16 protein-coding genes are annotated in these 20,491 nt (G+C 61.0%); 10 read left to right on the top strand and 6 right to left on the bottom strand.

Translation table 11 applies throughout. The annotated features are described in order from the left end of the window. Window positions 1–40 precede the first annotated feature (40 nt). From aldA to NH234_RS17765, 5 genes are all read left to right on the top strand, one after another. Window positions 41–1,465 (top strand): aldehyde dehydrogenase, encoded by a 1,425-nt coding sequence (aldA, locus tag NH234_RS17785; RefSeq protein WP_367257206.1) that lies wholly within the window; start codon window positions 41–43, stop codon window positions 1,463–1,465. An 82-nt stretch (window positions 1,466–1,547) separates the two neighbouring features. Continuing rightward, the gene (locus NH234_RS17780; RefSeq protein ID WP_085703614.1) at window positions 1,548–2,867 is read left to right on the top strand and encodes a nitrate/nitrite transporter; all 1,320 of its coding nucleotides are present in this window, start codon (window positions 1,548–1,550) and stop codon (window positions 2,865–2,867) included. 1 nt (window position 2,868) lies between these two features. Continuing rightward, entirely contained in the window at window positions 2,869–4,086 is a 1,218-nt protein-coding gene (locus tag NH234_RS17775; RefSeq protein ID WP_367253631.1) for a mandelate racemase/muconate lactonizing enzyme family protein, read from the top strand. Between the two features lie 60 nt (window positions 4,087–4,146). Continuing rightward, window positions 4,147–5,760, top strand: a complete 1,614-nt coding sequence (locus NH234_RS17770) for a GMC family oxidoreductase (RefSeq protein ID WP_367253629.1) — start codon at window positions 4,147–4,149, stop codon at window positions 5,758–5,760. Between the two features lie 123 nt (window positions 5,761–5,883). Next, window positions 5,884–6,489 (top strand): DUF6338 family protein, encoded by a 606-nt coding sequence (locus tag NH234_RS17765; RefSeq protein ID WP_367253627.1) that lies wholly within the window; start codon window positions 5,884–5,886, stop codon window positions 6,487–6,489. 189 nt (window positions 6,490–6,678) lie between these two features. Here the strand turns inward: NH234_RS17765 and NH234_RS17760 are convergent, their stop codons facing one another. Further along, window positions 6,679–7,563 (bottom strand): LysR substrate-binding domain-containing protein, encoded by an 885-nt coding sequence (locus NH234_RS17760; protein WP_367253625.1) that lies wholly within the window; start codon window positions 7,561–7,563, stop codon window positions 6,679–6,681. Window positions 7,564–7,722: 159 nt separating this feature from the next. Between NH234_RS17760 and NH234_RS17755 the strand changes: the two genes are divergently transcribed. Further along, a complete protein-coding gene (locus NH234_RS17755) occupies window positions 7,723–10,752 on the top strand; it encodes an FAD-binding and (Fe-S)-binding domain-containing protein (protein ID WP_367257205.1) in 3,030 nt (1,009 codons plus the stop codon). Between the two features lie 105 nt (window positions 10,753–10,857). Then, entirely contained in the window at window positions 10,858–12,027 is a 1,170-nt protein-coding gene (locus NH234_RS17750; RefSeq protein WP_367253624.1) for a DUF1624 domain-containing protein, read from the top strand. A 198-nt stretch (window positions 12,028–12,225) separates the two neighbouring features. Here the strand turns inward: NH234_RS17750 and NH234_RS17745 are convergent, their stop codons facing one another. Further along, entirely contained in the window at window positions 12,226–13,617 is a 1,392-nt protein-coding gene (locus tag NH234_RS17745) for an aldehyde dehydrogenase family protein (protein WP_367253622.1), read from the bottom strand. 103 nt (window positions 13,618–13,720) lie between these two features. Here NH234_RS17745 and NH234_RS17740 point away from each other — a divergent pair, with 103 nt between their 5' ends. Next, on the top strand, window positions 13,721–14,602 hold the full coding sequence (locus NH234_RS17740; RefSeq protein ID WP_085711607.1) for a LysR family transcriptional regulator: 882 nt from the start codon (window positions 13,721–13,723) through the stop codon (window positions 14,600–14,602). A gap of 88 nt (window positions 14,603–14,690) precedes the next feature. Beyond that, window positions 14,691–15,353: a M24 family metallopeptidase gene (locus NH234_RS17735; protein ID WP_085731923.1), complete on the top strand. Its 663-nt coding sequence runs from the start codon at window positions 14,691–14,693 to the stop codon at window positions 15,351–15,353. A gap of 45 nt (window positions 15,354–15,398) precedes the next feature. Here the strand turns inward: NH234_RS17735 and NH234_RS17730 are convergent, their stop codons facing one another. Next, the gene (locus NH234_RS17730; protein WP_367253620.1) at window positions 15,399–16,964 is read right to left on the bottom strand and encodes an aldehyde dehydrogenase (NADP(+)); all 1,566 of its coding nucleotides are present in this window, start codon (window positions 16,962–16,964) and stop codon (window positions 15,399–15,401) included. After that, the gene (locus tag NH234_RS17725) at window positions 16,961–17,599 is read right to left on the bottom strand and encodes an isochorismatase family cysteine hydrolase (protein ID WP_085731921.1); all 639 of its coding nucleotides are present in this window, start codon (window positions 17,597–17,599) and stop codon (window positions 16,961–16,963) included. Before NH234_RS17725 ends, NH234_RS17730 begins: the two co-directional genes overlap by 4 nt. 99 nt (window positions 17,600–17,698) lie before the next feature. Between NH234_RS17725 and NH234_RS17720 the strand changes: the two genes are divergently transcribed. Further along, complete coding sequence (locus tag NH234_RS17720; protein WP_065259801.1) at window positions 17,699–18,196, top strand: helix-turn-helix domain-containing protein; 498 nt, start codon at window positions 17,699–17,701, stop codon at window positions 18,194–18,196. A 6-nt stretch (window positions 18,197–18,202) separates the two neighbouring features. Here NH234_RS17720 and NH234_RS17715 read toward each other — a convergent pair whose 3' ends face one another. Further along, complete coding sequence (locus tag NH234_RS17715) at window positions 18,203–18,826, bottom strand: glutathione S-transferase family protein (protein ID WP_367253618.1); 624 nt, start codon at window positions 18,824–18,826, stop codon at window positions 18,203–18,205. A 99-nt stretch (window positions 18,827–18,925) separates the two neighbouring features. Further along, complete coding sequence (locus tag NH234_RS17710; protein ID WP_085731919.1) at window positions 18,926–20,341, bottom strand: cytosine permease; 1,416 nt, start codon at window positions 20,339–20,341, stop codon at window positions 18,926–18,928. Window positions 20,342–20,491 lie beyond the last annotated feature (150 nt).

Genomic DNA, 20,491 nt, shown 5'->3' with positions numbered 1-20,491 from the left:
GACTGGCGCCATCGATAAAAACAAACGATGGGCGATGCACATGCGAGTCGAGCGAAATTTTGTTAACGGCCACTTCATCGAACCGGCCAGCGCGGCGCTGATTGCGGTCTACAACCCGGCCACCGAAGCATTGATTGGCCAGGTGTCGGCCGCCACTGCCGAAGAAGCCACCGCGGCAGTCGATATCGCCGCCAAGGCGCAAAAGACCTGGGGCAAACTCACCAGCATCGAACGCGCCGAACACCTGCGAGCGTTTGCGGCTGCCCTTGAGGATCGCGCCGAATCCATCGGCGCCGCCCTGGCTGCCGAGTCCGGCAAGAGCCTGAGCGACGCCAGCAGCGAAGCCCGTTATGCCGCGCAGATCACCCGTTACCACGCCGAGTGGGCGCGCCGCATCGAAGGCGAGATCATTCCCAGCGACAGCCCCGACGAAAACCTGTTTCTGCACCGCGAGCCGATTGGCGTCGTTGCGTGCCTGATTCCGTTCAACTATCCGGTCTACACCTTGCTGCGCAAAATCGCTCCGGCGCTGATTGCCGGCAACACCGTGGTGGTGCGCCCGAGCAACAACACCCCGACATCGGCGTTCGAAATCGCCAAAGCCGTGGAGCAATCGGGCATGCCGGCCGGCGTGGTCAACATCCTGACCATGGATCACGCCACCGCTGCAGCCGTTTGCACGCATAAAGCCGTGGGCCTGATTACCCTGACCGGCAGCGTCAACGCCGGGCGCATCGTCCTCGACTACTGCAAGGCCAACATTGCCAAGCCGTCGCTGGAACTGGGCGGCAAGACCCCGGCAATCATCGAAGCCGACGCTGATCTTGAAGCCGCCGCGAGCGCAATCATCGCCTCCAAGACCACTCACTGCGGCCAGTTGTGCACGGCGGTGGAGCGGGTCTACGTGCAGGAAAGCGTTCACGACCAATTCCTCGCATTACTCAAAGCGAAGATCGTCGCCGTGAAGTTCGGTGACCGCGCCTCGGACGCCAGCCTGATGGGCCCGCTGGTCAACGCCAGTTCGCAGAAGAACATTCACGCCATGGTCGAGCGCGCGATTGCCGACGGCGCCGTCCTCGAAAGCGGCGGTGTGCTGCCTGAGGGGCCGGGGCATTTCTACCCGCCAACGCTGCTCAGCGGTTGCCGTCAGGACATGGAAATCGTCCAGGAAGAAATCTTCGGCCCTGTGCTGCCGGTGCTCACGTACCGCGACATCGACGAAGCGCTGGCCATGGCCAACGATCACCAGTTCGGCCTGTCGTCGGTGCTGTACACCGAGAACTACCGCACCGCGCAGAAAGTCGCCAACGCCATCGAAGCCGGCGAGTTGTACGTCAACCGTACCCCGGCCGATCCGTATCAGGGCTACCACGCCGGCTGGAAACGCTCGGGCCTGGGCGGCGATGACGGCAAGCACGGCATGCTCGAATTCACCCAGACCCGCCTTGTGGTCATGAAGTACTGATCCACCGCAGCACGCCTCACGCTACACCTATAAAAACAATTATCAGGGGCGCCCGGAGCACGGGTCGCCCGAGGTCACTTCAATGTCCAAGCATGCATCCACTGCTGCCGCTGTTCAGGGTTCCAACTCGGCTTCGAAAAGCCGCAGCGACAAGGGAAGTCGCTATTTCCAACTGATGTTGCTGGTGCTCGCCGCCGGTGCGATCTACCCGATTCTGTACCTGCGTCAGGTCTATCAGACGACCATGCTCGAGGTGTTCCAGATCAGCCACAGCGAGCTGGGTTATCTGTACTCGATGCTGGGGACGATTTTCCTGCTCAGTTACTTGCCGAGCGGCTGGCTGGCCGACCGTATCGCGCCGCGTTTCCTGATTTTCTTTTCGCTGGTGGCCACTGGCGCGCTGGGTCTGTGGTATTCGACGGCGCCGTCGATGACCGGGCTGATGATCATCTTCGGCTGCTGGGGGCTGACCACCGGCCTGACGTTCTGGGCCTCGGTGCTCAAGCGCGTGAAGATGATTGCCCATCACACCGAACAGGGCCGTTTCTTCGGCATCCTCGATGGGGGGCGCGGACTGGTCGAAGCGCTGCTGGCAACGGTTGCGCTCGGGCTGTTCGCCTACGCCACCGAAACCCGTGGCGAGTCCACTGCCGAAGGTTTCAAACACGTGGTTTATCTCTACGCCTTCACCTGTATCGCCATCGGCTGTGTGCTGGTGCTGATCAAGGACCCGAAGTCGATGGAGGACACGCCGCCGGTGGAGAAGGGTAAGTTCAATCTGTTCACTGATCTGGCGACATTGGTGAAGATTCCTGAACTGTGGCTGGTCACCGCGATCGTGTTTTGCGGTTATCACATCTTCTGGGCCACCTACAGTTTCTCGGACTACCTGCAAGGCAGCGGCCTGACCGCCGTCATGGCCGGCACCATCACCACGATCAAACTGTGGATGCGCCCGATCGGCGGCATCGGTGGCGGTTGGTTGGGGGACAAGTTTTCGAACATCTCGGTGCTGATCGTTGCGCTGTTGCTGGCGAGTCTGGCGATTGTCGGCCTGATCGTGTTCCCGGCGCTCAACAGCATGGGGCTGCTGATCGCGACAGTGATTTTCATCGGCCTGATGACCTACGCGATTCGCGGTCTGTACTGGGCGATCCTCGACAGCTGCAACATTCCGCTGCGCATCACCGGACTGGCCATCGGCATCGTTTCGGTGGTCGGTTACATGCCGGATGCTTTTATCCCGTTGATCAACGGCTACCTCACTGAGCATTTTCCGGGCGCCCTCGGTTACAAGCTCTATTTCGGCTACATCGCCGCCATCGGTCTGATCGGCACCCTGGCTGCCGTGACCCTGCGTGCCCGAATCAATCGCAAATCTCTGAAAAAGACAGGTGCCTGAGATGAAAATCGTCGCCCTTGAAACCCATATCGTTGCCGTACCGCCACCGCACATCGGCGGCATGTACTGGCTGTTCGTCAAGCTCAAGACAGACTGCGGCATCGAAGGTGTCGGCGAAATCTACGCAGCGACCTTCGGCCCCAAAGCCATGCTGCCGATCATCGAAGACGTGTTCGAGCGCTACCTGCTGAATCAGGATCCGCACCACATCGAACGCTTCTTCCGTCAGGCCTATTCGAGCGGTTTCACCCAGCGTCCCGACCTGACCATGATGGGCGTGGTCAGCGGTCTGGAAATGGCCTGCTGGGACATCATCGGCAAGGCTGCGAACAAGCCGGTCTACGAACTGCTCGGCGGCAAGGTTCACGAACGCCTGCGTTCCTACACCTACCTGTACCCGGTCAACAGCCGTGGCGAGTACGACTATGACGACCCGGACCTGGCCGCCGAGTGCGCCATCGACAACATGAACAAGGGCTTCACCGCCGTGAAGTTTGACCCGGCCGGGCCGTACACCGCGTACTCCGGGCACCAGATTTCGCTGGAAGTGCTGGAGCGCTGCGAAACTTTCTGCCGCAAGATCCGCGAAGCGGTGGGCAACAAGTGCGATCTGCTGTTCGGTACCCACGGACAAATGGTGCCGTCCTCGGCAATTCGTCTGGCCAAGCGCCTGGAGAAATACGATCCGCTGTGGTTCGAAGAACCGGTGCCGCCAGGCCAGGAAGAGGCCATGGCGCAAGTCGCGGCCAAGACCAGCATTCCGATCGCCACTGGCGAACGCCTGACCACCAAGTACGAGTTCTTCAAGCTGTTGCAGGCCGGCGGTGCGTCGATTCTGCAGATGAACGTGGCGCGCTGCGGCGGCCTGCTCGAAGGCAAGAAGATTGCCAGCATGGCCGAGGCCTATTACGCGCAAATCGCCCCGCATCTGTACAACGGGCCGATTGGTGCGGCGGCGAGTTTCCAGCTCGCGGCCTGCACGCCGAACTTCCTGATCCAGGAAAGCATCGAGACCTGGGGCGGCTTCCACGCCGAGGTCCTGAAAAAGCCGTTGCAGTGGGAGGAAGGTTACATCATCCCGTCCACCGAGCCGGGCCTGGGCGTGGAGCTGAACATGGACGTGGTGCGCAAGCATTCGCCGTACACCGGTGAACGCCTGCACCTGCAGATGGCCCCGACTCCGGCCGACGTCAAAGACACATCGCCGGCCAAGGGCTGACGGGATTTCCCCGCCCGGCAACGGGCGGGTTCGATAAAAAGACTTACGCGGTAACCGTGCATGACATACGACTACATCATCGCTGGCGCAGGCGCCGCTGGCTGCGTCCTGGCCAATCGGCTCTCGGCCTCGGGCCAACACACGGTGCTGCTGCTGGAGGCGGGCGGCAAGGACAGTTCCCTGTGGTTCAAGATCCCGGTCGGCTTCGCCAAAATGTATTACAACCCGACCTTCAACTGGATGTACTACAGCCAGCCGCAGAAGCAGTTGGGCAATCGCGAAATCTACGCCCCGCGCGGCAAGGTCCAGGGCGGCTCGGGCTCGATCAACGCGATGATCTACGTGCGCGGCCAGGCCCATGACTTCAACGACTGGGCGGCCAACGGCAACGACGGGTGGGGCTTCAAGGACGTGCTGCCGTACTTTCGCAAGCTGGAAAACCATCCGCTGGGCGACAGCGAATATCACGGCGGCAGCGGCCCGATCAGCATCACCCCGATGGCCGGCCAGACCCACCCGATCTGCGACGTGTTCCTCAAGGGCTGTGATGAACTCGGTTACCCGCGCAGCGACGATTTCAACGGGCCGAAATTCGAAGGTGCGGGCATCTATGACGTCAACACCCGCAACGGTCAACGCAGCTCCAGCAGCTTCGCCCATCTGCACCCGGCGCTGAGTCGGCCGAATCTGACGGTCGAGCATTACGCGTTGGTCGATCGTGTCCTGTTCGATGAAAGCCAGCAGCGCGCCACCGGCATTTCCATCACTCAGCATGGCGTGGTGCGGACCTTCACGGCGCGCAAGGAAGTGATCCTGTGTGCGGGCGCCGTCGACACACCGAAGATCCTGCAACTGTCCGGCGTGGCTGATCGTGCGTTGTTGGAAAAGCACCAGATTCCGCTGGTCAAGCACCTGCCGGCGGTGGGGCAGAACCTGCAGGATCACCTGTGCGTCAGCTATTACTACAAGGCCAACGTCCCGACCCTGAACGATGAGCTCAGCTCGCTGTTTGGCCAGTTCAAGCTCGGCGTGAAATACCTGCTGACCCGCAAAGGCGCGCTGGCGATGAGCGTCAATCAGGCCGGCGGATTCTTCCGTGGCAATTCGGAACAGAGTCATCCGAACCTGCAGCTGTATTTCAACCCGCTGTCGTACCAGATTCCGAAAAACAACAAGGCCAGCCTCAAGCCCGAGCCGTATTCAGGCTTTCTGCTGTGCTTCAACCCGTGCCGCCCGACCAGTCGTGGGCGCATCGAGATTGCTTCGAAAAATCCGCGCGATGCAGCGATGATCGACCCGAACTACCTGAGCACGCAGAAGGACATCGACGAGGTCATCCAGGGCAGTCGCCTGATGCGCAAGATCATGGGCGCTCCGGCGCTGAAGGGCATCACGGTTGATGAAGTCTTGCCGGGGCCGGCGGTGGAAAGCGACGAGCAGATGCTGCAGTACTTCCGAGATAACTGCGGTTCGATCTATCACCTGTGCGGTTCCTGTGCGATGGGCGCGGATGAGCAGACTTCGGTGGTCGACAAGCGCCTCAAGGTGCATGGCCTTGACGGGTTGCGGATCGTCGATGCGTCGATCTTCCCCAACGTCACGTCAGGCAACACCCATGCGGCGGTGCTGATGGTGGCGGAGAAGGGCGCGGATCTGATTCTGCAGGATGCGTAATGCGCGGTGACAGTTGATCGCAAGCGTCTTTCCAGCGTGCACTAGGCTTTGAATGCCGGCCCATTACGGGCCGGCATTGCTGTTTCTGGAGGATTGGTTTTTTGATTCAAGGAGCGACCGATCATGGATGATCTGGTGAAAGAGGTGATTCCGCTGTTGCAGTACCTGATCCCGGGGTTTGTCTCGACCTGGATTTTCTACACCCTGACGGCGTTCAAGCGGCCGGATACGTTCGGGCAGATTGTGCAGGCGTTGATTTTCACGTTTGTGATTCAAGGGGCCGTTTTGGGCGTTGGTGAGGTCTGTTTGTGGGTGGGGAGAGAGGGTTTTTCTGTAGGAACGTGGGATTCCAAAGCTGAAACAGCATGGGCGTTTTTTGCTTCGCTGGTGTTTGGGTTGCTGGCTTGTTGCGTGTCCGCCAGTGGCAACTTACATGGTTGGTTGCGTAGCAGAAACGTAACGAAACAATCTTCCTACCCTAGCCAATGGTTCAGCGCATTTGCGAAATATGATCGCGTCATCACCCTGCATCTGGATGATGAAAGGCGCGTTCTAGGCTGGCCGGTGGAGTGGCCGCCCGAATCTTCAAGTGGGCAGTTTCTGTTGCAATCTCCGTGTTGGCTGAACAGCGATGGAACCGACGTACCTTTTGGTGCTGAATTTTTATTGATAGATTCCGCGAAGGTTAAATGGGTTGAATTCAATCCGATTTCAGAGGGTTCATCATGACCGCCAGAGCGCCACAGCCAATGCCGCCGCACATCGCGCGCCTGTTCTACGGGGCAGATGGGAAACAGTTGGAGAAACCACTGATCAAAGGTCCCAAGGCGCCACCACCGTTGAAACGCTAGCCAATGCAGGGGGGGCGATTATTCGCCCCCGGGTTGCCTCCGCCAACCCGGACATCGGTAAATCAACTCAGAGCGTCTGCACCAACCAATCCCGAAACGCCTTCAACGACGCCAACGACTCATTGCGCGCCGGGTACACCAGGTAATAGCTGCGCCGACTGCTGATCGGCTCCCCCAGTTGCAGCAGCTCGCCGTTGTGCAACTCATCCTCCACCAGAATCCTCGGCACCAGCCCGATGCCGATATTGGCGCGCACGGCCTGGATCAGGTGCGAGGTCATCTCGAAACTCGGGCCGATACGCATGCTGCGATGGGGCAGGGCGTGATGGCTGAACCACTCGGACCACGCTTGAGCATTGCTGCTGACGTTGAGCAGCAGTTGCCCGGCGATATCTTCGTTGGCCGCACGACGTTCGGTATCGGATAACTGCGCGCTGGCGATCACTACCAGTTCTTCGGTGTGCAAGCGGTGGGCAGTCAGCCCCGGCCAGTCACCGCCGCCAACACAAATCGCCGCGTCGATTTCACTGGTGTCGAAGTCGATGGCTTCGATGCGCGAATGCAGGTGCACGGTCATGCCGGGGTGCGCGGTGTAGAAATCCTTCAGGCGCGGCAACAGCCATTTCGAGCCGAAGGTCGGCAGAGTCGCCAGGCGCAGGCTATGAATTCCCGAGCCGAACGCCATTGCCTGCAACGTCGCACTGCGGATCTGCCCGAGGGCTTCAGACAGTTCGCGCTGATACATGCGCCCGACGTCGGTAAGGATCACCCGCCGGCCTTCGCGACTGAACAGGCGCATGCCGAGCATCTTTTCCAGAATCTGCACCTGACGACTGACCGCACTCTGGGTCAGCGACAGTTCGTGGGCGGCGCGGGTGTAGCTTTCATGGCGTGCGGCGGCTTCAAACGCCAGCAGCAACGACATCGAGGGAGTGAGGGTTCGCGGATTCATTCGTTTTAGTCATGGATTGCGGGTCGATTTTACGGTTGTCCCGGCATCGCTCTGCAATGAACATAAGGCCTATGAGATGGCGGGAGCGTGACGCAATCATTCATTGCGCACAACTGTTCACCGCCACACGGCCCGTTTTTGACCGAGATTGCACGCCCGATGATTGCCCAGCTGTCGCCTTCCACCACGTTGAACACCGATTACCAACAGTTTCTCAAAGCTCTTGAAGCCAGTGGTTTTCGTGGCGAAATCAGTGCCGACTACGCCAGCCGCGTGGTGCTGGCCACTGACAACTCGATCTATCAGCGCTTGCCGCAAGCGGCGGTATTCCCGCGCGATGCTGACGACGTGGCGCTGCTGGCACGCCTGATTGCCGAGCCGGCGTACCAGAAAGTCGTGATCACCCCTCGCGGTGGCGGTACTGGCACCAACGGTCAGTCGTTGACCGACGGCATCGTCGTCGACCTGTCGCGGCACATGAACCGCATTCTTGAAATCAACGTTGAACAGCGCTGGGTGCGGGTACAGGCCGGCGTGGTGAAGGATCAACTGAACGCGGCACTGAAATCCGCCGGGCTGTTTTTCGCTCCGGAGCTGTCCACGTCGAACCGCGCCACCGTCGGCGGCATGATCAACACCGACGCCAGCGGCCAGGGCAGTTGCACTTATGGCAAGACCCGCGACCACGTTCTGGAACTGCACATGGTCCTGCGCGGTGGCGAGCGCTTGCACGGTCGTCCACTGGAAGAAAGTGAGCTGGCAGCAGAATGCGCCCGCGAGGGCCGGGCCGGCGAGGTGTATCGCTGCGCGCGGCAGATCATCGATGAGCAGGGCGAGTTGATCCAGGAAACCTTCCCCGACCTCAACCGCTGCCTGACCGGATACGACCTGGCGCACCTGCGCGAGGCCGACAACCGTTTCAACCTCAACAGCGTGCTGTGCGGCGCCGAAGGTTCGCTGGGGTTTGTGGTCGAGGCCAAGCTCAACGTGTTGCCGATCCCCAAGCACACCATGCTGGTGAACATTCGTTACGCCGGCTTCATGGACGCGTTGCGTGACGCGCGGGCGTTGATGGCGCTCAAGCCGCTGTCGATTGAAACCGTCGACTCCAAAGTGTTGTTGCTGGCGATGCAGGACATCGTCTGGCACGGCGTCGCCGAGTATTTCCCGGAAAGCGCCGAACGGCCGACGCTGGGGATCAATCTGGTGGAGTTCTGCGGCGACGATCCCGAGGAGCTGCAAGGCCGGGTCGAGGCTTTCGTTCAGCACTTGGGTAACGATGCGACAGTCGAGCGATTGGGCCACACTCTGGCCGTCGGTCATGCGGCGGTGAACCGCGTTTATGGCATGCGCAAGCGTGCGGTGGGTTTGCTCGGTAACGTTGCCGGTGAAGCGCGGCCGCAGCCCTTTGTCGAAGACACCGCCGTGCCGCCGCAACATCTTGCCGAGTACATCGCCGAACTGCGCGACCTGCTCGACAGTCACCAATTGCAGTACGGCATGTTCGGCCACGTCGATGCCGGCGTGTTGCACGTGCGGCCGATTCTCGACATGAAGGATCCGCAACAAGCCGCACTGGTGCGTCCCGTTTCGGACGGCGTCGCCGCACTGACCCAGCGTTACGGCGGCCTGCTGTGGGGCGAGCACGGCAAAGGCCTGCGCTCGGAATACGCGCCGGCCTTCTTCGGCGCGTTGTACCCGGCGCTGCAAGCCTTGAAGGCGGCATTCGATCCGTTCAACCAGTTCAATCCCGGCAAGATCGCCACGCCGGATATTCCCGACGCTGCATTGCTGAAGATCGACGAAGTGACCCTGCGCGGCGAACTTGATCGGCAGATCGACGAAAAAGTCTGGCAGGACTACGGCGCGGCCATGCACTGCAACGGCAACGGCGCCTGCTACAACTTCGATCCCGACGATGCGATGTGCCCGTCGTGGAAAGCCACCCGCCAGCGCGCGCAATCACCAAAAGGCCGCGCCTCGCTGATTCGCGAGTGGCTGCGTTTGCAGGGCGAAGCGGGTGTCGATGTGTTGTCCGATGCCAGTCGCCGTCCGCCGTTTTTCAGCACGTTATTGCAGCGCTGGCGCAACAGCCGCGCGCAGGAACAAGACTTCTCCCACGAGGTGTACGACGCCATGGCCGGCTGCCTGGCGTGCAAGTCCTGCGCGGGGCAGTGCCCGGTGAAGGTCAATGTACCGGACTTCCGTTCGCGGTTCCTCGAGCTGTACCACACCCGTTACCTGCGGCCGGCGCGGGATTATCTGATCGCCTCGCTGGAATACACGATTCCGTACATGGCGCGGATTCCGTTGCTCTATAACGGCTTGATGGGGGCCTCGTTCAGCCGTCGCTTGATCGAGCGTCTCGGCGGCATGGTCGATGTGCCGTTGCTCAGCCGTTTCGATTTCCACGCAGCGATGCGCCGCTGGCAGGTTCAGCCAGCGTCGGTCGAGGTGCTTGCGGCGCTGACCCGGGCGCAACGTGAGCGCAGCGTGGTGCTGGTACAAGATGCGTTCACCCGGTATTTCGAGGCGCCACTGCTGGCGGATCTGATCGAGCTGATTTCGCGACTGGGGTATCAGGTTTATCTGGCGCCGTTCAGCGCCAACGGCAAGCCGCTGCATGTGCAGGGCTTCCTGTCGGCGTTCAATCGCGCGGCGTTGCGCAATGCCGGGCAACTGCGCGCGCTGGCCGAGATCGGTGTGCCGCTCGTGGGGCTAGATCCGGCGATGACGCTGGTTTATCGCCAGGAATATCTGAAAGTGCCGGGGATGGAAAAATGCCCGGAGGTGGCGCTGGTGCAGGAGTGGCTGCTAAAGGTCATGCCGCAGCGGACGGATTCGCGAGAGGTTGAAAGCTTCCGCCTGCTGGCGCACTGCACCGAAAAAACCAACGCACCCGCCGCGACTCGCCAATGGGAGCAAGTGTTCGAACGTGTCGGCTTGAAACTGACGACTCAGGCTACCGGCTGCTGCGGAATGTCCGGCACCTACGGGCACGAAGCGCGCAATCGCGAGACCTCGGCGGTGATTTACGAGCAGTCCTGGGCAAAGCAGATCGAGGCGCCGGCAGAGCGGGGCGAAGCACTGGCGACCGGTTATTCGTGCCGCAGCCAGGTCAAGCGCCAGGCCGACCGAGCAGTGCGTCATCCGTTGCAGGTGCTGCTTGAGCAACTGCGCACGGCTTGAGAGCCGTTAGCAATTGAAGCGGGTTTTTATGTTATAAGGTAACGTAAATAGTCGGGCCGTTTGCACGCGGCCCGGTCGAACTCCTCACTCGATTGCGAACCTTTCATGAGCCTTGCTGTTCCCCGAAACGTCCCGCCGGCGACTGGCCGGTTGTTGTCCATTGATGCGCTGCGTGGCCTGGTGATTCTGTTCATGTTGCTGGATCACGTGCGCGAAACCTTTCTGTTGCATCGTCAGGTGTCCGATCCAATGGACATCGCCAGTACGGAACCGGCGCTGTTTTTCAGCCGCACTCTGGCGCATCTGTGCGCGCCGGTGTTTGTGCTCCTGACCGGGTTGTCGGCGTGGCTGTTCGGCGAGAAGTACGACGGCAAGGCTGATGTCAGTGCCTTCCTGTTCAAGCGCGGACTGTTTCTGGTAGCGCTCGAATTCACCCTGGTGAATTTCGCCTGGACGTTCCAGCTGCCACCGACCGTGATCTACCTGCAAGTGATCTGGGCGATCGGCCTGAGCATGATCGCGCTGTCGCTGCTGGTCTGGCTGCCACGCTGGCTGCTGTTGACGCTGAGCCTGGCGATCATCGCCGGGCACAACCTGCTCGACGGACTGCACTTTGGAACCGAGTCGGCACTGCACGTGCCATGGGCAATCCTGCATGATCGGGGCTGGATCGAAGTCAGTGAAAGCTTGCGTCTGCGCACCTCGTACCCACTGCTGCCATGGATCGGTGTGATCGGTCTGGGGTACGCGCTGGGGCCATGGTTTGCCCGAATGGCCGATGTGGGTGTGCGTCAGCGACGTTTGCTGATCGTTGGTATCGCCGGGCTGCTGGGTTTCGTGACGTTGCGGCTGGTCAACGGTTACGGCGAGAAACCGTGGTCGATCAGTGACAGCAGCCTGCAAACCCTGATGAGTTTTCTCAACATCACCAAGTACCCGCCGTCGCTGTTATTCATCATGCTGACGGTGAGCGTCGGGCTGCTGCTGTTGCTGGTGTTCGAGCGCGCGCAGGATCGACGCTGGATTCGCTGGCTGACGGTGTTCGGTTCGGCGCCGATGTTTTTCTATCTGCTGCATCTGTATGCACTGAAGGTGCTGTACCTGATCGGTGTGGCGTTGGTCGGGCTCAATCAGGGCAGTTATTTCGGCTTCTCGTCGGTGGCGGCGGTGTGGCTGGCGGCGATGGTGCTGGCGGTTGCGTTGTTCCCGGCCGTGCGCTGGTTCTCGGCATTGAAGGCCCGGCGACGGGACATCGCGTGGTTGAAGTATCTGTAACTAGCTCGTTTTGCCGTCGCGAACGTTGCGGGCAAAGTCGATGAAAGCCTTGAGCGGCGCCGGTACATGGTTGCTGGCGTCGGCGGCCGTCGTGCTGGGGCTGCTAAGTAAAGATCGGACGGTATCGGAGCCTCAACAGGCTGCGGCGTAAATGAAAAAGCCCGGAAGCGCAAACGCTTCCGGGCTTTGTTCATTGGATCAGCGGCGATCCAGCCACACGGTCTGCGCATTGCAGAACTCGCGCACACCGAAGTGCGACAGCTCGCGGCCGAAGCCGCTTTTCTTAACGCCGCCGAAGGTCACGCGCGGGTCGCTGGCGGAGTAGCCGTTGATGAACACGCCGCCGGTTTCCAGTTCGCTGGTCAGTTGCTGGGCCAGGGCGACGTTGGCGGTGTAGATCGTGGCGGTCAGACCGAACTCGCTGTCGTTGGCCAGGGCCACGGCGTGAGCACAGTCGCGAGCGGTGATGATCGATGCCACCGGGCCGAACAGTTCCTGTTTGAACGAGGTCATGCGGTCGGTGACGTCGGCCAGCACGGTTGGCTCATAGTAGTTGCCAGGCCCTTGGGCCTTGCCGCCGCCGAGCAGCAGGGTGGCGCCTTCTTCTAGGGTGTCGCGCACTTGTTGATCCAGTTCGTCACGCAGATCGAAACGGGCCATCGGGCCGATGTAGTTGTCGGCGGACAACGGATCACCCATCTTCAACTGGCGGGTGGCTTCGACGAATTTGCGAGTGAACTCTTCGACCACGCCTTCTTCGATGATCAGGCGTTTGGCGGCGGCACAGACCTGGCCGGAGTTCTGGTAACGACCGATCACTGCTGCTTGCACGGCTTCATCGATATCGGCGTCGTTGAGCACGATGAATGGATCAGAGCCGCCCAGCTCCAGTACGCATTTTTTCAGTGCGGCACCGGCCTGTGCGCCGATGGCCATGCCGGCGCGGACGCTGCCGGTCAGCGTCACGGCGGCAATGCGCGGATCGGCGATGGCGCTGGACACGCCTTCCGGGGTGACGTTGATCACTTCAAACACGCCATCGGCAAAACCGGCGCGGGTGAAGGCGTCACGCAACAGGTAGGCGCTGCCCATCACGTTCGGCGCATGTTTGAGCACGTAGGTGTTGCCGGCAATCAGCGCCGGGACGGCGCCACGCAGCACTTGCCAGATCGGGAAGTTCCACGGCATCACGGCGAGGATCGGCCCCAGAGGACGGTATTCGATGCGCGCCTTGCCGCCTTCGACCAGCGTTGCTTCGGCGTTGAGCATGGCCGGGCCGTGTTCGGCGTACCACTCGCAGAGTTTGGCGCATTTCTCGATTTCGCCGCGGGCCTGGGCGATCGGCTTGCCCATTTCCCGAGTGATCATGGTCGCCATGGCTTCGCTGCTGTCACGCAGGGCACCGGCCAGCGCGGTCAAGGCGCGGGAGCGGTCTTGCAGTGGCTTGCGTTTCCACTTGCCGAAACCGAACGCGGCACGGGTCAGAGCGGCGTCGAGGGCCTCGGCGGATTCGAAAGCGTAGTGACCGATCTGCTCGCCGGTGGCGGGGTTGATCGAGATGGCGTGGGTCTGGCTGGAAATCGGGCTCATGGCATCGTCCTGCGAGGTCAGTGGATGCGCTCAGAGTAGGGTGGCATTTGATTTCTGGAAACTGAATAATAAAGATAGTTTCTTTCACGATTGGAGAATGACTGTGGATCTGGTGCAACTGGAAATCTTCAAGGCTGTTGCCGAGCACGGCAGCATCAGTGCGGCGGCGGCGCAGATCCATCGCGTGCCGTCGAACCTGACGACGCGCATCAAGCAGTTGGAGGAGGATCTGGGCGTCGACTTGTTCATCCGCGAGAAAAGCCGCTTGCGTCTGTCGCCGGCGGGCTGGAGTTTTCTGGAATATGCGCGGCGGATTCTCGACCTGGTGCAGGAAGCGCGAGCTACAGTGGCCGGCGAGGAACCGCAAGGCGCATTCCCGCTGGGCTCGCTGGAAAGTACCGCAGCGGTGCGCATTCCCGGTTTGCTGGCGACCTACAACCAGCAACACCCGAAGGTCGATCTGGACCTGTCGACCGGCCCGTCGGGGACGATGATTGACGGTGTGCTTTCCGGGCGCCTGGCGGCTGCGTTCGTCGATGGTCCGGTCTTGCATCCGGCGCTGGAAGGCATTCCGGCATTCGAAGAGGAAATGGTCATCATCTCGCCGCTCCACCACGGTCCGATCAAGCGTGCTGCGGACGTGAACGGCGAGAACATCTATGCGTTTCGCTCGAACTGCTCCTATCGCCATCACTTCGAAAAATGGTTCAGCACCGACGCGGCGGTGCCCGGCAAGATCTTCGAAATGGAGTCCTATCACGGCATGCTCGCCTGCGTCAGCGCCGGTGCCGGTCTGGCCCTGATGCCGCGCAGCATGCTGCAGAGCATGCCCGGTTGCGCGACGGTGAGTGTCTGGCCGCTGGCGGCGGATTTTCGCTACCTGACGACGTGGCTGGTGTGGCGGCGGGGTACGGTGTCGCGCAGTCTGAGCATGTTTGTGCGCTTGCTCGAGGAGCGCGGTGTGGTGCGCGCAGAAGAGAATTGACACGTTGTGTCATGGTTGTATCTTAGGCGTCCTGTTTCGCAATATAAAAAACTATACAGCGCAAGCGATTAGCCAGAAGGAATCAGCGATGACCACAGCCCTGAGCGGTAAAGAAGCAGTAGGTGGGCGTTTTGTGCTGGAAACCATGCGCCACGCCCAGCAGTTGACCTGGAAGGCGGTGGACGAGATCGCCAGGGTGATCAAACCTGGCATGCGCGAATCGGAAGCTCATGCACGGGGCAAAGAGATCCTCGTCGAACTGGGTATGGACCGGATCTGGCATCCGCTGCTGATCCGCTTCGGCTCCAATACGCTCAAGACTTTCAAGGAGCGCTCCGAAGGCGACCCAGTACTGGGTGAGGAAGACATTTTCTTCATCGACATGGGCGTGGTCTGGGAAGGCCATGAAGGCGATGCCGGGGCGACGTTCGTCACCGGTTCCGATCCGCAGATGATTGCCTGTGCGGCGGCCTCCAAGGAACTCTTCGACAAGGTCGAAGCCTTCTGGCGCCAAGGCGTAACGGGTGTCGAACTGTACCGCTACGCCACCGATCAGGCCGAGGCCATGGGCTGGAAGTTGAACCTGGACATCAAGGGCCACCGGGTCAGCGATTTTCCTCATGCGATCTACCGCGGCGGCAATCTTGGTGACTTCGATCAGGCGCCGAATGCCGGTGTTTGGATTCTGGAGATCCAGATCGAACACCCTGAACTGGCGTACGGTGCTTTCTATGAAGACCTTCTTATTTGATTGAAAAAAGTGCCCGGTTCGGTGATCCGCCGAACCGGGCATTTTTTATTGGCCGTCGATGCTGCGGGGCAGATCGAGTGGATTGGCGTTGCGCAACACCTCCGGCAGCAATGCATCGGGAAAGCCCTGATACGCCACCGGCCGCAAAAAGCGCTCGACCGAGGTCATGCCGACCGAGGTGAAGCGACTGTCCGAGGTGGCCGGGAACGGCCCGCCGTGTACGGTGGCGAAAGTCACTTCCTGCGGATGGGCGAAAGCGTTGACCACAATGCGTCCGGTGCGGCGTTCGAGGATCGGCAGCAGACGCCGGGCCAGGTCCAGATCGCGGTCTTCAAGGTGAATGGCTGCGCTCAGTTGACCCTTGAATGATCGGGCGACCCCCAGCATCTCTTCTTCATCGTTGACCGTTACCAACAACGCCGCCGGGCCGAACACTTCATGGGCCAGCGCCGGTTCGCTGAGCAGGCGTTGGCCATCCACTTCCAGCAGCGCCGAGAGGCCCTCGAATGGGCCATCCGCTGGCGCGCCGACTGCCACCAGATTCGCTCCGACGCTTTCCATTGCCACCAGCCCTTTGACGTATGAACCGTGAATCCCCGGGGTCAGCATCGTGCGTGCCGGCGCATCGCTGATTCGTTTGATCATGGCGCTGCGCAATGCCTGCAAGCCATTGCCCTTGACCGCGATCAGGATCGACGGACACAGGCAGGCTTGCCCGACATTGACCAGCATCCGCTCGGCGAAACCGTCACCGATCTCTGCGCCACGTGCCGCCATTGCTGCGGGCAGGATGAAGGTCGGGTTGACGCTGGTCATTTCGGTGAACACCGGAATCGGATCAGGACGCAACTGTGCACGACGATAAAGCGCCATGCCGCCCAGTTCCGAACCGGTGAAGGTCACCGCCTTGATGAGCGGGTGATCGACCAGCGCCTCACCGATGGCATTGCCGCTGCCGCGCAGCATGGAGAAAACACCTTCGTGCAAACCGTGCGCCTGCACGGCCTTGCGAATGGCGCGGGCCTGGATTTCCGAGGCCCCGGGGTGGGCGTTGTGGGCCTTGAGAATCACCGTCGCACCGGCCGCGAGTGCCGAGGCGGTGTCGCCGCCGGCCACCGAATAGGAGATCGGGAAGTTGCTGGCGCCGAAGATCGCCACCGGGCCGATGGCGACTTTCTGCAGGCGGTGATCCATGCGTGGCCGTGGCTGACGCTCAGGTTGCGCCGGGTCGATGGCCAGTTGCAGGAAGCGACCTTTGCGCACCACGTCGGCGAACTGGCGGAACTGGATAGCGGCCTTGGCGGCTTCGCCTTCCAGTTGCGCTTGGGGCAGACCGGTTTCCAGCGCGGCGCGGGCGGCCAGTTCCTCACGAACGGCGTCGAGGTTGTCGGCGATACTCTCCAGAAACGCCGCGCGTTCGGCCAGCGAGGTATGGCTGTAGCTGTCTAATGCCGCGTCGGCAAGGGTTGCAGCCTGATCGACCTGGGCCGCGCCGCCAAAGGCGAACTCTGGTTCGATCAGTTGATTGGTTGCCGGATTCAGCGCTTTCATCGTGCCCTCGGTGGCAGGGGCGTCAGAGGCGCCAATCAGCAGGTGGCCGGTCAGACTCATTTCGACTCACCCTGAGTGTCGAGGCTGGCAATCAGTTCGTCGGTGGTCGTGACGACATGGGCGAAGGTCGGGCCGTTGAGTTCGTGGGCCGCGTGCATCATTTCCTCCTTGAAGGCGGCAGTGGCGTCGCGCACCAGCGTGACGTGATAGCCGAGTTCCGATGCATAGCGCGCTGTGGCTTCGATGCAGGTGTTGGCCAGCAGTCCGACGATGATTACGTGGGTGATGCTTTTTTGTTTCAGGCGAAAATCCAGGTCGGTGTTGGCAAAACCGCTGGAGCCCCAATGCTCCTGAGCGATGATGTCGCCATCCTTCGGCGCAAAATCCGGGTGCCATTCACCGCCCCATTCGCCTCGGGCGAAGTGGTGCATGTGCATGATCTTGTTTTGGGTGGGTGTCGGGTGATCCCAGTTCTCGTAGTCGCCTTTGACCCAGCGGTGATGCGGTACGATGACCACCGGAATCTGCAGGCCCCGCACGGCGCGGTCGAGTTTGCGCAGGTTGTCGAGCAAGCCGTTCTGATCGGCGATCGGTTTGATCAGCGGAAAGATCTTGCCGCCGTCCGAGAGGAAATCGTTGTACGGATCGACCAGCAGGTAGGCAGTTCTGTCGAGTGGATAGAGAGGTTTCGACATGACGATGTACTCCGGCAATGAGAGTGATCGATGCTCAGGGCTTGTTCCCGCATCGTGCTGATATGATAATCATAGTAACTGTAGAAGAGGCAAGCCCTGATGGCTGTAAACGATAGTCTTCCCGATACGCTGTGCCCGATTTCCCGGGCCGAGGCGATCGTCGGCGACCGCTGGACGGTGCTGGTTTTGCGCGAGTTGTTCATGGGCAGCCATCGCTACGACGAGATCCAGGCCCAGACGGGCGGTACGCCGCAGATGGTCGCCGCCCGTCTGAAAAGCCTGGAGGCGGATGGACTGGTCGAGCGTCGCTTGTACAACGAGCGGCCGAAACGCTACGAGTACCACCTAACCGCGAAAGGCGAGGCGTTCTACCCGGTGGTGATTGCGTTGCGCGCCTGGGGCGAAACCTGGTGCAAGTCGCCGGAGGAGGGGCTGGCCGTGAACATGACCCACAAAAACTGCAACCACAGCGCCGGCCTCGGACCGCTGTGCGACCACTGCGGGGAACTGTTGCGGCGCGAGGATCTGATCAGCCAGCCGCAAGAGGCGTACGCCGCCGAACGACAGGCGCGGCGTGAGGCGTTCAAAAACAAATGACCGGCATCAAGGCGTGCCGTTTCGTCCATGCAATCGGTAAGCGGGGCGCTGACTCAAGCGTTCGTAATAAGCGCTCACCGCCGGCAAGTGCGGATGTTCCAGCGGCGTCTCGAACCAGCGATTGACCGACAGACCGATCGGAATGTCGGCGAGGGAAAACTGCTCGCCGCTGACATAGGCACCGGTCTTTTGCAGTTGCCGGTCGAGGATCTCCATGTGCCTTGCCCACTCCCGGCAACCGGCCGCAAGAGTATGGCTGTCCTGATGCGCGGGTGACTGGCGTACCAGCGACATGAACGCGTACGACCAGGACTTGTTCAGCTCCGAAGCCTGCCAGTCTATCCATTGGTCCACCCGCGCGCGGGCGCGCGCCTCGCTCGGGTAAAGCTGTTCGCCGCTATAACGCGATGCCAGATAGCGAATGATCGAGTTCGATTCCCACAGCGTGAAGTCATCGTCTTGAATCACCGGCACCATCGCGCAGGGATTGAGTGCGAGGAACTCCGGCGTCCATGTCGATTGAAAACCTGAGCCCCAGTCCTCGCGTTCGAAGGAAAGGTTCAATTCAGCACAGGTCCACAGCACTTTGCGCACATTGATTGATGAGGCTTTGCCCAGAATTCGCAGCATTGGAATTCCATCTCCGGTTGTGGTCGGGCGTAAAGAAATAGCACAACGCAATGCAGAAGGCCCGCACAGGGCGGGCCTTGTTGGTGCATCGAGTCAATCTCAGAGAGTGCCCGCCAGTTTCCCGGTCATCAGCCGCCGGCGATAAGCACTGTCCCGACTGGCCAGCCAGAAATACAGCGGCGACGTCACCAGCAATCCCACCAGCCAGGAAAGGTCCGCGCCGTTGATGTGCGCCGACACCGGGCCGACGTACAGCGGCGTGTTCATGAACGGAATCTGCACCACAATGCCGATCGCGTACGCCAGCAAGGCTTGCGGGTTGTAGCGGCCATAGATGCCGCCGTCGACCTGGAAGATCGAGGCGATGTCGTACTGGCCTTTGTGGATGGCGTAGAAGTCGATCAGGTTGATCGCTGTCCACGGTACCAACACCACCAGCAGCACCAGCACCATGTCGACGAAATGGCCAATGAAGTCCGACGATGCGCCGACCGCAGCGAAGCAGCAGGCCAGCAGCACGATCAGCGAAATCACCGCGCGGCTCTTGGCGGTCGGAATCCAGCGGTAGGCGAAGGTCTGCACCAAGGTGATCAGCGACAGCACCGCGCCGTACAGGTTGAGCGCGTTGTGGCTGATCACGCTGAGCAGGAACAGCACCAGCATCAACGGGCCGATCGAGCCGGTGGCGAGTTTCACCGCGTCCATGGTGTCCATGCCCACCGGCGTTGCCAGCACGGCGACCGCACCGAAAATGAACGACAGGCTGGAGCCCAGTGCGGAGCCAAGGTAAGTGGTCCAGAACGTCGCGGCCACCGGCACATTGGCCGGCAGGTAACGCGAATAGTCCGAAACGTAAGGCGCAAACGCGATCTGCCACAACGCCGCCAGCGACACCGTCGCGAGCCAGCCCGAGAGATTGAAACTGCCACGGGTGAGGAAGTCGGCGGTCTGCACGTGAGTCAGGATGTAGCCGAAGCCGACCACAATCCCGATCCCCAGTACCCAGGTGCCGATGCGGTTGAGCACGTGGATGAAGCGGTAACCGATGATCCCGATGATTCCCGAGCCCAGCGCGCCGATGACGATGCCGACCGGCACCGGAACGCTGTCGACGACGCCATGCAGCGACTTGCCGGCGAGCACGATGTTGGAGGCGAAGAAACCGATGTACATGACGCCGGCAATCAACACCACCAGCAGCGCGCCAAGGGAGCCGAACTGCGCGCGGCTCTGGATCATCTGCGGAATGCCCATCTGCGGGCCTTGCGCCGAGTGCAGCGCCATCAACACACCGCCGACCAGATGGCCGACCAGAATGGCGACGATGCCCCACACCAGATTCAGGTGGAACAACTGCACGCCGAGGGCGCCGGTGACGATGGGCAACGGCGCGATATTGCCGCCGAACCAGAGGGTGAACAGATCCCTGACCTTTCCGTGGCGATCTTCGGGCGGCACGTAGCCGATCGTGTGTTTCTCAATGAGCGGTGCGGACGTTGTTGCAGAGGTGGCCATGACGAACTCCAAGGCAAGGACGAGTACGTGGACGTACTTCAGTGAGCGCCGGCACGGACGGCGCATTTCTTGTTGGGGTCGATCATGGGCAAGGAAAGGGGAGAGATAAATTAGTAGTTTTGTTGCTTCAGGCGTTAAAAAAGCGAGGCT

This window comes from Pseudomonas sp. stari2, assembly GCF_040760005.1.
GTDB lineage: Bacteria > Pseudomonadota > Gammaproteobacteria > Pseudomonadales > Pseudomonadaceae > Aquipseudomonas.
The sequence above is the reverse complement of the archived record's forward strand: the minus strand, read 5'-3'. Positions and strand labels throughout refer to the sequence as shown.